This is a genomic window from Diaphorobacter sp. MNS-0 (assembly GCF_019602835.1).
GTDB classification, from domain to species: domain Bacteria; phylum Pseudomonadota; class Gammaproteobacteria; order Burkholderiales; family Burkholderiaceae_C; genus Diaphorobacter; species Diaphorobacter nitroreducens.
The window spans coordinates 894188-909570 of record NZ_CP080761.1; the positions used below are offsets into that span (position 1 = coordinate 894188).

Below are 15383 nucleotides of genomic sequence, written 5' to 3' on the forward strand. Positions count from 1 at the left end.
TGACCGTGCGCTTACGGTTCAGCCACGGCACGGGCCATCGACTACAGCCTGCGGCGCTGGCAGCCGCTCACGCGCTTGCTGGACAACGGCCAACTGCCGATCGACAACAACTGGATCGAGAACCAGATGCGACCGGTCGCGCTCGGTCGTAAGAACTGGTTATTCGCCGGGTCGCTGCGGGCGGGACAGCGTGCGGCTGCCGTGATGAGCCTGATCCAGTCGGCCAAGCTCAATGGCCACGACCCACACGCTTACCTCAAGGATGTGATGACCCGACTGCCCACACACAAGGACAGCCGCATCGGGGAACTGTTGCCGCATCGGTGGCAGAGCGCCACGATCTGAGTCTCAGTCATGACCGCCGGCGACGGTCAATATGGGGTGGCCGGACGGATACATTGGTGCCGCAGATGCGGTCATACGTGTTGTCATGGAGCCATGCGGGTGCTCATTGCGTGCCGCCATGGTGCCAAGAAGGCAACTGGCGAAGATTGTTACTTGACCCCCGTGTGTGCCATGGGCGGGCCATCAGCGAGCCAACTTCGTGCTGCCAAGCGTCGGATGTGTGCTGCTACGGTGCCGGATGCATGCTGCCAAGGGCTGCAATGGGGCTGCGATGGTTGATTGCCCGGTCTTTGCCTATCGCCAGTACCCGGTCCCTTCTTCCCACTGCTTTCGATGCCAAGCCAGATAGCCCCGATGGGCTTCACCGAGCCAGCGCAGTTTCATGCCCGGTTGCAACCCCAAGCGATGCTGATCATCAACGTGCAGGGCGGAAGACACCAACAACCGCCCCGTGTTGTCAAAGCTAATTAAAAAACGGTCGAACAGCGCGTCCAGATTGGCGACCAGCAAGAAACCGTTGAACACGTCCAACCGCTCGGCATCGTTTGCACACTCTGCCCAGGGCTTGGCGTGGCTCGCTCGCAAAACTTCGGACAGGGTCACGCCGGTTACAGCGCAGGTGCCGCCCCAGTAGTCCAGCATAGCCTCGCGGAACTTTTGCTGGCCGACCCGCTGACGTACCAAGCGCTCCACCTCGGTGCCGCCCAGCCCAGCAGGCAACTGGGCCAACTGGCTGGACACGGCAGCCTCAAAGTCCTGTGCCGCTTGGCTGGGCAAGGCCCGTGCCAAACTGGCGCTGCGGCCCAGAAGCGCGGCCAGCGCAGCTTCACTGCTGGCCGCAAAACCGTCAGCACGCAGCACCTGGGCAAACGAGCGCAGCATCTCGGGCAACAACGCTGGGGTGGTTGCTTGCAGTCGCAGCAGGTAGCCGCCCTCGGGTAGCACCGAGACCGACGCGCGTGCCGCATGCAGTGCCGAGGCCAGCGTCACGCCTTCCAAGTCACTGGCCAGCACATGCTCAAAACCATGGTCGTGGCCGGTTTTTTCAACGAGCGCACGTTGCAGCGGGTTCATGGGCGACGCTGTGATATTGAATGGGACATCCGAATTCATCCGATTTGATCCGATACGCCTCGAAACGACGCCCCGGCCAGTTCAGGAGAGGGTTGGTCGCTGCTGACATCAACGGTGGGGAAATCGCACTTAGAAATGGACAACACCATGTCAATGCGTCTCTACGCGAGTCCAATCCACCCGGTTCCAGTCGATGGTGCGCTTGCGCCAATGGGTGTCGATGGCCTGGGTGAAATCGGGTCGCACCAGCTTGGCACGTGCTTCGCACCACTCGCCCGATTCGCGCCGCACCACCACGCCTTCCAGCGGCAGCCCGGCGCGATAGCGGCTAGGCGTATCCACTAGCAACTGCTTCAGCGCTGCCAGGGTGGTGAGGCCACTCGATACCAGCGGCACCGTGGACAGCCCGGCCTCTGCGGCCAGCGCGTTGCGCCGGGAAGTGCTCCAGAAACGTCCAATGCTGCGGTCATATACATCGAACAGCAAGAACCAGTCGGGCAGCGCGTCGTAGCCCAGTGAATGGCGAGCGGCACACCATTCGCCAAACAGCATTAACTCCGGGCGGAGTACGGTACGCAAGCCGGGTTCATGTTGCGTCAGCCAAGCGGGCAGGCGCGCGAACTGCCCCGTATGGGGATCGCTCAGATACTGGCCACGATTTTGGGCGCGTAGTGCGCTATCTGGCGACAGAGAAAGACCCAGGTTCGCACCGTCAAGCTTTTCTTCCACCACTACGTTGCCAGACAGCAGCGCCTGCGCTTCGGCGGGCGACAACACCTTGTCGTCACGTGGCATGCCGTCCTTGGCCAGCCAGGCGAGGTGCGGGGTGGAGGGGAAACGGAAGAAATCCTTACCCATGGCGTTCAATCCGGCAGCTGGGGGGCGGGGTATTTCGGAAATTTCTTGTTGTAGAACGAGCAGGCATCAGCTGGGCATAGGAAATCGACTTCGACACCTTTGGCGCGGAGCGCTGGCCACCAGTCCAGCCATTTGCAATCTGCCGCTTGCAAGATCTTGGGTTTGTCCGGGTGGGCATGGGCCACAGCAGCAAATTTGCGATCTGGCGCGTCGAATAGTGGTTCGAGCGCTGGATCGGGGAATTCGATGAAACAGTCTGGAACGGTTTCGTTTAGATTGACTTGCTCTACCCTTGACGTTCCGGTGTGTTGCAGGATCCATTTCAGGAACTTGTCTCCGACACCCTTTGGAGGTGTCAGGCTGGTTTTGTGGTGGTACTCACCCACAAGCCGGTAGCCATCATCAATGACCACAACGCCTGATTGTTGGATTGACTGCAGGCGAGTCACACATGCGATCACACAATCCTCCGAAACATCCGCATGCTGACCGTTAGCGACCAGTAGCACATTGGTATCAATCACTGCCTTCACAGCGCACCACCTTGTTGGTTGATCTCCTTTTTCCGCCTCATGGCCGCTAAGGTACGCCCCGCAATGTCGGCCATCTCGTCACCGAAAAAATTCGGTGGCCAGTTCTCGATTTCACCAAACATGTTGAGCTTCAATGGCTCCAACTCCGTGGCTGAATCCGCGCGACGGCAAAAGTACACCGCCACGTCTTCAGGCTTGACAACGCCCTCTGCAACCCGGCGCTGCAAGCGGTTCAAGAAATGCTCGGAGTGGCTCTCCACAATCAACTGCACGTCACGAGGCCTCCCGCCCTCGCGGGCCTGAGTCGCGGAAATGAAGACATCGGCCAACTCGGCCTGAACTTGCGGGTGCAGATGAATCTCGGGTTGTTCCATCCATATGGTGGAATGCGGTGGGCAGTAAAACGCTTGCACCAACGCCGGCAGCACCTGAGAAATTCCGAAGCCAACATCGGTAATCTTGACTTCTGGTGCCTTGGCGTGTGTTTTCACCAGCACTTCGTATTCCTTACGCCCTGCGGCCACGGGGCGCACCGCAAAGTCGTGAATGACACCCAAGTCTTTGAGCCACGCAGCAATGAACTCGGCAAAACCCTTGGTGTGGTGCCCGACCTGCCGATTGAGCCGTCGGCCTTCGCCTTGCGCCGCCAGAATGGCAGCGATGGTGTACTCGCCCATCTGCCCGACGCTGGCAGGTGTATCGCCCGACCATTGGTAAATACGCTGAGGATGACTGCGCAGGGGCCCCAGGTAGGAGATACGCTCCAGCATGCTTTCGGTGGCCAGGGCGAAGTCCGCCAGAAAGCCTGCGTTCTTGTATCGAGCCATGCTGGTGTCCGAGAGACGGTAAAACTTCTCGGGCTCTTCCAACGGCCACTTGCGTCCATCGGCCATCTTGAAGCCGTAGAGCTCAGATGTCAGATGGAGCTTGCGCTTCTCGTCGCGCTCAAGCACAACATCAAGCACCTCTTTCTCACCTGTAAATAAGCCATATCGCAACGTCTGAACTTCCGGTTGCTGTGCCTTGTTGGCGGCGAGTGCCACATCCAGTCGCATGTGATTGCCCTGATAGCGGGCTTCGGTTTGCAGCGGGTCACGTACATCCATTGCTTTGGGCAGAGTCCAACCCAGTTCAAAGGAAAGTGATTGCGTCAAATCGTGCCCATGGAGGCAATCGGTGAACGTGCCCAGATCGATCAGCGATGAGGTGTCACCCAGATGCAGCGCGCGCTTGCGATCGGTGGAGCGTGCAGTTTGCTGCAATGCCAGCAGCAGGTGGCCTAGGCTGCTCTTACCCGCGCTATTGGCGCCAAAGAGCACGGTGAGCGGAGCCAAGCGAATAGGCCCGGTATCTTTCCAAGCCTTGAAATTTTTGATGTGCAGGTGGGTAAGCATTGAGGCAATTCTCCGGATTTCTATTTATCGCACGTCATCAATATCTGTGTGAATCTGTCCATGCCCTCATTCTTCACGCTAATGGCCTCTGCTCCGCACCCACGCGGCGACGTAGCAGAAGGCCATCTTCACTGTCCGAAGAAAGTTTGAGACGCTCAAAGCGCTTGAACGCTTCTGCTGGCTCTGTTGAGGTGGTGACGATGTACTGAAATGCATCGCTTTCGCTCGACGCCACGTGGCCCAGCAGTGCCCACAGCATGGATTCGCTCATCTCCGCCTCTCGGGGCGAGTCATGCAGAAGAAAGCCTGGATGAAAGCTTTCAGGAGAGGTGCTGTCCATCAGGCAAGCAATGTCTCCGGCCAGAATTTCGAGCACCTTGAAGGTCGTCGAGTGCCTGGGCCCCATCTGGAACGGGCGGTTGCGGTACTTGTCGTCATCGCTGAGCACGCCCCAGTGAAATGAGGGTAGTGACTTGGCGACAGACTGCATCGTGGCACTGATGACCTGGCGGCGCCCCGCCACTGCATCGCGCTCTTTGACGAGCTGGATTTGAAGCTGACCATGGCGGCGCTGGGTCGATTCCAGTTGACGCTCCAGCTTCCCGATCTCCGGTGAGGTTGACTTGCCTGTGGCAATGTCTTCATACAGTTCATAGTCCTCTATGGCATCGCTGAGAAGCTGGTCGGCGGACAGGGACTGTGCATGCCTTGTCGTCAGCGCGGCATCCTGCTGATCAATGGCTGTCAGTTGCTCATTCATGGGAGCCGTTTCGGCCTCCAGCTCGGCCAGTCGGCGGCGCAGGGGCAGCAGTTCGTTTTCAAGCGTTTCTTTGGAGCGCTGGTGCTGTGTAATGCGCTGCCTTCGGTCAATCTGCGTCTGCTCGATTCGTTCCATCACGTGATCGCATTCCTTGAGCAAGCGGCTTCCTGCATCGCAGCGCGTGGGCAGCAACTGCTGCAACGACGAGGCTTCGTTTTGCAGCCGCTTGACCGCCTGCATATCACCAGCGGCAAGTGCTTCGTTTTGCTGGATTCGGTTGGTCAGAAGATCGATGCCCGCTTTCAGCGGCGCACGCTTTTCCATCCATGCTTGGCGCTGTGCTGCCAGCTCTTGCCGTTCGGCATTGATGGCCACCAGTTCCTGTTGATAGGCCTCATGCCGTTGCTTGGCAAAACCGATCAGGTTGGGGTGTTCAAGCAAGCCATCTTGCCGGAACGGTGTTTTGGTGGAGACGTTCAGGTGGCGGGCCAGTTGGCGGCGCACGTGTTTCAGCAAGCGGGCGGGCTCCTCGCGCAGCGCTTGCAAATCCGCTTTGTGCTTCTCCAGCGCTTTGGCCGTGCCGTCCAGCTCGCGCAAAGTGGTGCCATCAGGCAGCAGGCCCAGCACGATCTGCATCAGCGCGGCAGGTGATTTGGCCGGCCAACTGAAGCCTGAGCCGTCCGCACGCCACTGGTAGTAACTGTGATATCGGGCGTTCTGGTCGCGCGAGCACCAGGCCAGAATCTGATGCCATTCGATGGGCTGCTCGGACCCCGGCAGCTTTTGCACGGGCAGTATCTCCACCAGATGCCGCCGCAGCGCGGCCTGGTAGGCGGCGAATTCATTCTCAGCCTCGTTGGCTGCCAGTTGCTTCCAGTCCGCCGTGCGCGATGCACGGTATTGCTTCTGGTGCAGCCAGGGCTTCAGCACTGTCCAGGTTTCACCACCCACGTGCACGCGCGCGGCGACGGCGCCCTCTTTCAACTCACGGCTGTGCAGCAGTTCGTCGCGCAAGGTGGAGCCATCGGACCAGAGCGGATCATCCAGCGCAAAGCGCAGCAACTGACAGAACGCGGTTTTGCCCACGCCGTGCCCAGAGCTGCCCGTACCCGGCGGCGACACGATCAGGTTTAGCCCGCGTTGCAAGGGGATTTCGCGCAGGGGTTGGGTGGCCGTGAGCGAATCCAGCAGCCACAGCGTTTCCACCCACAAACGGGGCTGGAGGACGGGGTTGGGTGCGGAGATGCTGACGTCGCTCATCGGATTACCCTTGTTTGCGTAATTCGTTGGACTGCACGACCGATGCAGCACCGGCCAGTACTTCTTTCAGCGCCGCCTCCTGTTGATCGTGGGCCTGGATCAATGCGGCAGCCAGTGATTGGGTGCGGTGATCGCCGATCACGTTGGCCAGCGCCTCCGGATTGCGGATGGACAGTGGTGCCGTCACGGGAACGCCCAGCAGGCCGTGCAGCCAGCCACGGATATGCGCCCAGCGCTCCGTGTTCACGGGTGCCAGCCAAGAGGGCAGCGCCTCGATGAAAGGAGTGCTTTTAGGTAACGGGGCCAAGACGATGCGCCGCAGGCGGTTGTCATCGCACTGGCCGGCTTGCAGGAGTACATCGCACACCACGCCCGCCAGCCAATCCTCGGCTTCGGAAGCCGGTGTGCCGCCTTGCGCATAGATGGGAAGCGGCGTGGTGCGCCGCGCCGGCCGGGGTGCTGGAATGGTCACTGGGAGTTGTGCTTCCAGCGCCTTCCACGCCTCCAACACCAGCCGTTGTGTGCGGTACTCGCCGTATTCGCGCAGCTCCTTGTTCTTGAGCGCACGGAAGGTTTCGCTGGGGTAGTCCTCGCCCATGACAGCAGCAGGGTCGAGGATGTAGCGCTGCTCGTCGTGGGTAAGGCCGTAAAGGCGGGCGTAGTAGGTGTCGAGTTCAGCGCGCAGGGCGGCACGGCGCTCGGGGTTGAAGGCAAAAGGTGGTCCGTTGTAGCCCAGGTCTTTGGCCCAGCCCGCCAGGTCGTGCGCGGTGTAGGTCAGTTCAAGTACGCGCGGGACGATATAGGCCAGATCGGCTTCGGTGTAGCGGTCAGGAGGTAGCACGGGAAACTGCTTGAGATACCCATAGGTCAAGTGGGTGCCGCCCACTTTGACCCGTGCGCAGAAGTCCAGCACCAAAGCCCCCAGATTGCCCAGCAAGGCGGCGTTGTGTGCGGCCGTCTGCGACGTGAAAAACAGCGGCATGGTGTGCCCCACCCCAGCCAGCGGCACTACCGACGCAATCACCGTGCGCTCGTCAGTCGCTCGGCAAATGTCTCGCCACCCCATCAACCACTGCGGGCAAGCCGCTTGCAACCAGCGCTCGGCCAGGGCCAGCACGGCGTCGCGGTCGTGCAAGGGGCCGCTGGGTGCGGGAAGGTGGCGGTGGTCGGCAGTGAAGTCGAGCACGGTTTGCTCGGCCTGCGCATCCACGGCGTACCAGGCAGTGCCGTGGCGCTCGTTGGACATGAAGACCTCCACCGCGCCCTCGGCGGGCAGATAGTTGTCGTTCAAGGGCTGGATGCTGGCCGGGTTGTTGCCGCACAGGCCCAGGCTGACAGGTGCCACTTCGCTGGCGTAGGGGTGCTGGCGCACAAAGGCCTGCCAAGCGGTGTAGGTGCCCACGGCGGGGTCGCGGCGGCGGGCCTCCTGCAGCCACCAGCCGAACAGCAGTTGGGTGGCGCACAGCACAGTGGCGTCTGGGTTGCCGTCTTTCAGGGCTTTGTGCAGGCCCTGGGGCAGGCGGGCCACGCGCAGCCAGACTTCGCGCGCCTGCACCCAGTAGCGCGGGGTGACGGTGGTGGCGGGGTCTTGCTTTTCGCCAAGCAGCAGGTCGCGGCTGTCGCCATCGGGGGTGTAGGTGGCCCAGCGGTGGTCAAACTGGCGGATGAGCTTGGCTTCGTACAGGGGCAGGCGGCCCTCGGCGGGGGCGTTCAGGAAAAGGCCGCTGTCGTTCGACATGTGGAACATGGTCGAGAACGAAATCCCCCAAGGGTTGGCCTCGGGTTCCACCAGCTTGGCCTGCTTGCCTTCACCGGCCCACACGGCTTCGCGGATGAGCACGGGGGCGGCGTTGTAGAGCTTCTTGGTAAGCGCGGCGTCGGCGCTGCTGCGGAACACCGGGCAGGTGAGCGTGTTGGGGTTGATAAGGCGGAATTCGTCGGGCGTGAGGGTGAAGCGGCGGCGCGGGTCGGCCAGTTGGACGACTTGGCCGGCGTAGCAGACAAACTCTGCCGCCTCGGCCTGGCCCAACGTAAGCAGGCAAAACTTGAAGCTGCGGTGTACGGAGGCAAACAGGGCATCACGGTTTTCAATGTCGTACAGACTGACCAGGCGTCCGCTTTGCGTGATGTGGCCAAAGTAGGCCTTGGTGCTGTCGTCGGTAGCAATGCCCGTGGGGACGATGAACCCTGCCCGGCCCGTGGGTGCGGTGATTTGCAGGATGGTTTCGGCAAACAGGGCGTAGGTGTTGACGTCGCCCACGCCGGTCAGCGGGTAGCGCCCGCCATCGCTGCCATCCACGTGCATGAAGACGCTGGTGGCTTCGGCCACGCGGCGGGCGGCGATGAATTCGGCGTACAGGCGCTTTTCAGCGGCGCTACCGCCTTCGGGCAGGGGCGTGCCGGTGCCTGCGCTGGCCAGCAGATGCGCCAACTGGCCTTGGCTGAGTGCGTTGATGTAGCGGGTGCGCTCGGCCTTGTTTTGCGCGGCGGCCACGGCGGGGTGGCGTGTGGCAAAGAATTCTTCTTCTTGCAGCTTGATGCGCTCCCACGGCGGGTTGCCTAGCACGCAGTCAAAACCGCCTGCGGCATAGACCTGCGGAAAGGCCAGCGGCCAGTGCAACACACGGGCCTGCTGGCAAGCAGCCCGGGCGGCGGCTACGGTGGCGGATTGGTCTGCGCCAGGGTCGGCCAGAAGCTGCGGGGCCGTCAGGGCGGTGTGCAGGGTTTCGCTGGTGGGCACCTGTGCAGCGGTGTCTGGCGTTTTGGGTAGCAGGTAGGCACTGATAGCCAAATCGGCCGCCAGCGCAAGCGGGCTGTGTGCTAGCTGCTCACAAATTTGATAGTACGCACGTTCTTGCGCGGCCACGTCTTCAGCAGTGTCGGCGCCCAGGGCTTCGAGCGCCTGCAGGGCTTGCAGGCCGGTATCGGCGGCAAAGGCCAGCAGGTGCTGGCCGCTTTGCACGTCTTTGGCCAGTTGCTTGAGGCCTGCGCTGTTGCGTTTGGCAAGCTGTTTGCACACCTCTTTGTCGTCGCCGCTCAGGGGTTTGAAGGCGTCCTTGGCAATGCCTTGTTTGAGGGCCTCCAGGTTGGTCAGGCCCAGCAGGGCGTCGCCGCATTGCAGGTGGTGGTCCAGAAAGCCCAGGGGGCGGCCTTCTTCAAAGCCTTCCAGCCACAGCGCGGTGCGGGCCAGTTCGATGGCCATGGGGTTGCGGTCCACGCCAAAGATGCAGCGGCCCACCACTTCGCGCAGGGCGTGGCGGTAGGCCTGGGGCGTCACGGCGCCCTCGGGCGCGCGCAGTTGGGCCAGCTTTTCAGCCAGGCGGCGCGCGGCGGCCAGCAGAAAGTGGCCGCTGCCGCAGGCGGGGTCGATGACGCGGATGGAGAGCAGCGCTTCCACCGGCTGGGCGGGGTTGGCGGCCAGGCGCTGCGCGATCACTGGGTCGAGCGCGCTGTGGATGAGCTGCTGCACCAGGCTGTCGGGGGTGTAGTAGCTGCCGGTGAGCTTGCGCGCGTTGCCGGCGGTGCTGCCTTCTTCAGTCAGGCCGACGAAGCCGAAGCGGCGCGCGGGCAGGTCGATGGTGGGCACGAGTTCGAGCAGGCTTTCGTACACGCTGCCCAGCTCTTCCGGCCCCATGTTGCGGTAGTCGATGGGGGTGAGGCTGCTGGCTTTGCCCTGGGTGGTGACGGCCCAGCGCAGGTGCTGCAAGGCGGCCAGCAGGTGGGTGTTGTGCAGGCTGGCCGCGTCCAGGTGCGGGCACTGGCTGGGCACGAACAGGCCGCCCAGCGCGGGCAGGGCCAGGCGGGGCTCGCCCTGGGCCAGGCCGCGCCAGACGATGCGAATGGCCTGCCAGTGGTCGTCGAAGCGGTTGCGGGCGCGGCGCTTGAGGCAGAGCTGGCGCAGGCGGGCCAGGGCATAGCCTTCGGCGTAGGCTTTGCGGGCGGCCAGGGCATCGGCACTGTCGTCCTGCGGGTGCAGCACACCGCGTTCTTCGACGGTGAAGACGAAGATGAGGCGGTAGATGAGGCGCAGCAGTTGCTGGAAGTAGGCGTCCTGGCTGAGCTGCCCTTCGTGCAGTGCGGCGCGCAGCGCGTCGTTGGCGGGGTGCTGCAAGAAGCCTTCGCCGAAGGTGAGCAGGGCCTGTTCCACGCCGTGGCGCAGGCCGTCGCGCACGCGGGTGCCCTCGGCCTTGCCAGCTTCGCGCCAGCGCTCCCAAATGCACGCGCCGCCGGTGTGCGGCGCGCGGCTGGCGTGCAACAGGCGCCAGATGTTGGCGAACTCGGCATAACGCTGGCCGCCCAGCAGGTCGGCCAGGTCGCATTCGAGGTAGGCGGGGCGGGTGAGGCTGGCGGCGTCGCGCAGCAGGCGCAGTTGGCGGCCGTTGCTGACAATGCCCCAGGTGTGGTCAGGGCTGGCGTTGAGCAGCTCCTGCATGGCCTGGAAGGCCGACTTTTTACGGCTGCCGCTGCCAGCCACGGCAAAGCGCGGGTCGGCTTCGTCCAGCGCGAGGGAGTGGGGGGCCACCAGCACGGGCACGCTGGCGGTGGCTGGCCCGGCCATGAAGCTGACGGGGTAGGCGAAGGCCCCGGCCTGCACCGTGGCCGTGGACTGCGCGGCGGCGTAGCCCAGGGCATCGCGCAGCAGTTCGGCCACATAGCTTTGGGTGAGCGCGTGGTCGTCCACGTCGGCGCGCTCGCTTTGGGCGGCAAAGTGCTGCCACTGGGCGCAGGCGATCTGGAAGGCGCGGCTGTATTCGTCCTTGAGCTTGACGCCTTTGGGGATGCCGTAGTCGGTGTCTGCTTGGTCTTGCGCGCGGCCCTGGGCGGCTTTTTCGAGCTGGTCGGGCAGGAAGAGGCTGCCTTCAAGCTGCAGGGTAGGCAGGTTGAGCGTGGCTTGCTGCCGGTGGTGGCGGATGCGTTTCATGCTTATTCGGTGGCCTCGTCGATGACTTCCCAATGGCCGCCCTTGGTGGGGCCATGGCGGCGCAGCTTGCCGGTGCGCTTGAGCTGGTTCAGGTGGTACTTGACGCCGTTGGTGCTCAGACCAGTGGTCTGCATCAGCTCAGGCACGCTGGCCGTAGGGCGCTGCCGCAGGAGTTGAAGCAGGGTTTGCTGGTGTTTTCTTGGTGTTTCTTTGGCGTTGTCCGAGTGTTCCAGGCCAGTCTTTGGGCTGGTTTTTGGTCCAGTCTTTAGGCCAGTCTTTGGGGTGGTGGCCGGTGTTTCTGTCCCAGTGTTTGGGTGAGTCTTCTTTGCGTCGGCTTGCGCCACGGCCTCCAGCGCCGATGGTCGCTTGAAGCGGGTGATGAACAGGCCGCCGATTTCGATGAAGCTGGCATCCGGTGCGTTTTCCAGAATCAGCGGCACCCCCCGGCCCCAGGCTTCCACCAGATGAATGCGGCGCAGCAGTTCGGCGATTTTCGGGTTGCGGCGGCGGGAGACGTTGCCCTGGCGTATTTCGTCAAAGGTCAGGTTGCCGTAGAGGCTGCCAGGGCTGCGGATTTCCAGCCGATCCTTGAACACGGCGACCTGCACGAAATCCGGGTCGCGCCAGTCGCGGTGGCAGAAGGCATTGACCAGCGATTCGCGGATGGCCTTGAGGGAGATTTCGGGTACGTCCACGCGGCGCAAGCCTTCCAGCCTCATGCCGATGTGGATGTTTTTCAGGATGTACTTCTCGGCCTCCTCGATCAGTTCGAGGATGTCGCCGTCGAAATCATGACGATCGATGATGGTGGAGCTGGTGTGGGTGGCAAATACGGCGCAGCGCAATTGGACGGGGGCGCGGGCAAAGAACAGCTTGGCTGCGTTGACGGGTGTGCCTTGGCGTAACAGATCGAGTTTTTCCAGGGCGCTGGCTGGGGCGCTTTCTGGCAGGTTGGCCAAGGTGAGGAAGTGGCTGATTTTTTCGGGTGCCAGTTGTTCCAGCGTCAGGCCGCTGGGTTCGTTTTCCCAGCGCAGCGCGTCGCGGTTGCGTTCCAGGATGAGGCTTTGGAGTTCGCTGGCGCTGAGTTTCTTGTCTTCATCGGCCACGCGGATGTAAGCGCGTCCGTAAGCGAAATACGGTGACTGCCAGCCTTCGGTCTCGACTTTCAGGCAGGGCTTGCCGTCCACCACCTGGCGGCTGATGTGCGGGTAGATGGCCGGTTCGATGTGCGCGGCAATGGCTTGAGAGACGTCGCGCAGGGTTTTCTCGTTCACGTCCAGGCCCACGGCCTTGCCATTGGGCGCGATGCCGAACCACAGCTCGGCCTGGCCGTGCTTGTTGAGCATGGCGGCCAGCGAGACCAGGCCCTGTTTGAGTTCCGCCAGGGATTTTTTGAACTCCCTGGTTTCGGTTTCCATGGCGCTGGGGGCGTTCATCACAACGCATCCGGCAGCAGCACGTACACGCCCATCACGTCCACAGGCAGGCAGGGGCTGACGCTGTATTGGCCCACGTCGCGCGCGGCCTCGCGCACGCGATGGTGGTCGGCCAGCAAGTTGTCGGCGCGCCGTTGGGCCAGTGCCTGCAATTGCTCGGGGTGCGCGGCCAGGAAGGCGATGGCCTGGCGTACTTCGCGCTGCACGGCGTCCGGGGGCAGGTTGCCGCTGGGCGTGCATTCGAGCAGGCGGGTGGCCTGGTCATTCACCAGCCATTCGGGCTGGGTGCGGCCGCGCACGGCCAGGGCCACGGTTTCCTCGGCCATCATCTGGAAGGGCTCGCGCCGGCGCACGTAGCTGAGCTGGTGGCGCAGACGCAGTAGGTACAGCGTGGTGGCCACGTCCACGTCGTTGGTGAGTGTGGCGGCGCAGCGGGCAGCCAGGGGGTGCGCCGCGCCCAGGGCGTCTTCCAGCAGGTGCTGAGCGAAGAGGCCGACGAGGGGGTGGCTGCGGTGCAGTTCGCTCCAGTCAATCAGTTGAGGCGCGGCCAGCCCTTCGTCGGACAGGCGCAGGCGCAAGGCTTCGGGCATGTGCTGGGGCAGCAGGCGCATCTGGTGGGGGCGGCGTGTGCCCTCCAGCGGCGCGCCCAGGCGCACGCAGGCGCTTTGCAGAAAGCGCTGCACGTCTGCCAGGGTGCCCAGGGCCTGCTGCTGTTTGTGCCATTCGGGCAGTACTTCGTTGGGGCGGATGCGGCGCTGCGCGAAGACGGTGCGGTTGGCTTTGGCTTTTTCGAGGGCGTCTTGCCATTGAGCCTGCAGGGGGGCGAGCAGGCGCTCGGGTTCGCCAAAGTCGAAGGATTCTTGCCGCATGGGGGCTTGAGCCCGGTGTTCGCGGCGCATCAATGCGGCCTTGACCAGGGCCTGGTTGATGCGGGCGTCGTCTTCGGGCAGGGGCACCATCACGCCCAGCTCTTTCTGGATAGCCTCGCCCTTGCGCAGGATGACTTTGAGCACGAAGCCGTCGATGGGGTTGTCCTGGCCGTAGAGCATGGTGCAGCGCACCTCGGGGGCCTGCTGGCCGAAGCGATCCACCCGGCCTTCGCGCTGTTCGTGGCGCGTGGGGTTCCAGGCCAGGTCGTAGTGGACGACGGCGGTGAAAAGGTGCTGGAGGTTGATGCCTTCAGAAAGGCAATCGGTGGCCACCAGGATGCGGCTGTCGGCTTCGGCCATGTCTTCGACTCGCTCGCGGCGCTCTTCGGGTGTGAGCTCGCCGGTGATGGCGTCGATGGTGGCCTGAGGAAATGCGGTTTTGAGGTGTTCGGCCACGTAGTGCGCCGTGGCGATGTAGCGGCAGAACACGACGGGGTGGTATCCGTCCTTGAGCAACTGGTCTACGTGCTGGATGAGTGCGGTGAGCTTGGGGTCGCCCTTCTGGCCCGAGAGGCGTTGGGCCGAGGCAATCAGCGCTTGCAGGCGGGATGCGTCTTGTACCTGTGCGGGGGGTTCCAGGTCGCTGCTGGAGAGGTCGTCGGCTTCACCATCGTGCAGGCGTTCGTCGGTCAACAGGTCTTCTGCGGTCTCGCTGCCTTCCAGTCGGGTGGTGAGTGCCTTGACGGCCGCCGCCGGGGACGAGGCCACGCAGCGCAGCAGGGCCAGGGTGGCGTACCACATCAGGCTGGTGCCGCCTGCGGTGCCTTGGCGTTCGGCGGTTTCTGCGAGTTCGCGGCAGTAGTCCTGCACGGCGTCGAAGAAGTTGCCCCAGTCGCCGCTGAGTTGGTAGGTCAGCTCGGTTTTCATGCGCCGGGCGAAGCCGCGACCGTCTTCTGTTTCGGCCTGCCATTCGGCAATGTCCTTGCGGCGGCGCTGTACGAAGTGGCGGGCCAGTTCCTGGCGTAGCGAGTCGCTGGCGGACATGCGGCCTTGCAGGGCCGCAAAGCGTGTGTCCAGCAGGGACAGCAGGTTGTAGAACGCTGCTTCATCGCCCGAGTGGGGCGTGGCGGTGAGCAGGATGAGGTGGCGGTGCGCGTTGCTGGCCAAGCGTTGCAACAGCTCGAAGCGCAGTTGCTTGCCCGCGCCGCTGCTGGCGCAGGTGTGGGCTTCGTCCACGATGATGCATTCGGGCGCGGTGGCGATGAATTGCTCGCGGTGACGCTCGCTCTTGATGTAGTCCAGGCTCACCACCACGACGGGGTGGTGGTCGAACAGGGGTACGCCGTGGGGCAGTTCGCGCTCCACCCGCGCGGCCGAGGCGGCGGTGAGGGCCACGGCGTGCAGGTTGAAGCGTTCTTCCAACTCGGATTGCCATTGCTCCACCAGGTGCGGCGGGCAAAGCACGGCCAGGCGGGTGACTTCGCCTCGGTCCATCAATTCACGGGCAATGAGGCCGGCCTCGATGGTTTTGCCAATGCCCACGTCGTCGGCGATCAGAAGGCGCACGGTGGACAGGCGCAGCGCCATCAGCAGAGGCACCAACTGGTAGCCGCGCGGCTCTACGGCGATGTTGCCGAATGAACGGAAGGGGCCCGCACCGGCGCGCAGGGTCAGGCGCAGGGCATCGCGCAGCAGGAGGGCGGCGGCATGGTTGCCGGCGCGTGCGGGATCGGGTGCTTCGAAGGTAGCGTGCTCTACGGGCAGCAGTTCGAGTTCTGGTATGAGGGCGATGGTCTCGTCCTCCACACCTCCGAGGGGCCGCAGGCGCAGCCAGTCGCGGCGCGATTCGGTCTGCACAACCCATTCGCGGCCTCGGGCGCGAACCAGGTTGCCAGGCAGGAAGTCGTGGGCAAGTGTGGTCATGGAATGCGTG

At 63.4% G+C, this 15383-nt stretch carries 8 protein-coding genes and 1 pseudogene; 1 reads left to right on the forward strand and 8 read right to left on the reverse strand.

Annotated features, from left to right (window positions below):
* Window positions 1–15 precede the first annotated feature (15 nt).
* Window positions 16–345, forward strand: a pseudogene (locus tag K2L43_RS04320) (transposase); the annotation flags it as partial.
* Between the two features lie 294 nt (window positions 346–639).
* Here the strand turns inward: K2L43_RS04320 and K2L43_RS04325 are convergent.
* The 8 genes from K2L43_RS04325 to K2L43_RS04360 form a co-directional block, all read right to left on the reverse strand.
* A complete protein-coding gene (locus K2L43_RS04325; protein WP_255580531.1) occupies window positions 640–1419 on the reverse strand; it encodes an HNH endonuclease in 780 nt (259 codons plus the stop codon).
* A gap of 150 nt (window positions 1420–1569) precedes the next feature.
* A complete protein-coding gene (locus K2L43_RS04330; RefSeq protein ID WP_220638576.1) occupies window positions 1570–2277 on the reverse strand; it encodes an RNA ligase family protein in 708 nt (235 codons plus the stop codon).
* 5 nt (window positions 2278–2282) lie between these two features.
* Window positions 2283–2810: a hypothetical protein gene (locus tag K2L43_RS04335; protein ID WP_011804273.1), complete on the reverse strand. Its 528-nt coding sequence runs from the start codon at window positions 2808–2810 to the stop codon at window positions 2283–2285.
* Entirely contained in the window at window positions 2807–4204 is a 1398-nt protein-coding gene (locus tag K2L43_RS04340) for a DUF3696 domain-containing protein (protein ID WP_011804274.1), read from the reverse strand. Before K2L43_RS04340 ends, K2L43_RS04335 begins: the two co-directional genes overlap by 4 nt.
* A 73-nt stretch (window positions 4205–4277) precedes the next feature.
* Entirely contained in the window at window positions 4278–6224 is a 1947-nt protein-coding gene (locus tag K2L43_RS04345) for a chromosome partitioning protein ParA (RefSeq protein WP_220638577.1), read from the reverse strand.
* 4 nt (window positions 6225–6228) lie between these two features.
* The gene (locus K2L43_RS04350; protein WP_220638578.1) at window positions 6229–11145 is read right to left on the reverse strand and encodes an N-6 DNA methylase; all 4917 of its coding nucleotides are present in this window, start codon (window positions 11143–11145) and stop codon (window positions 6229–6231) included.
* Between the two features lie 2 nt (window positions 11146–11147).
* Window positions 11148–12581, reverse strand: a complete 1434-nt coding sequence (locus tag K2L43_RS04355) for an ATP-binding protein (RefSeq protein ID WP_220638579.1) — start codon at window positions 12579–12581, stop codon at window positions 11148–11150.
* Window positions 12581–15373 (reverse strand): helicase-related protein, encoded by a 2793-nt coding sequence (locus K2L43_RS04360; protein WP_196995928.1) that lies wholly within the window; start codon window positions 15371–15373, stop codon window positions 12581–12583. The genes K2L43_RS04355 and K2L43_RS04360 overlap by 1 nt, the downstream gene beginning before the upstream one ends.
* Between the last annotated feature and the right edge of the window lie 10 nt (window positions 15374–15383).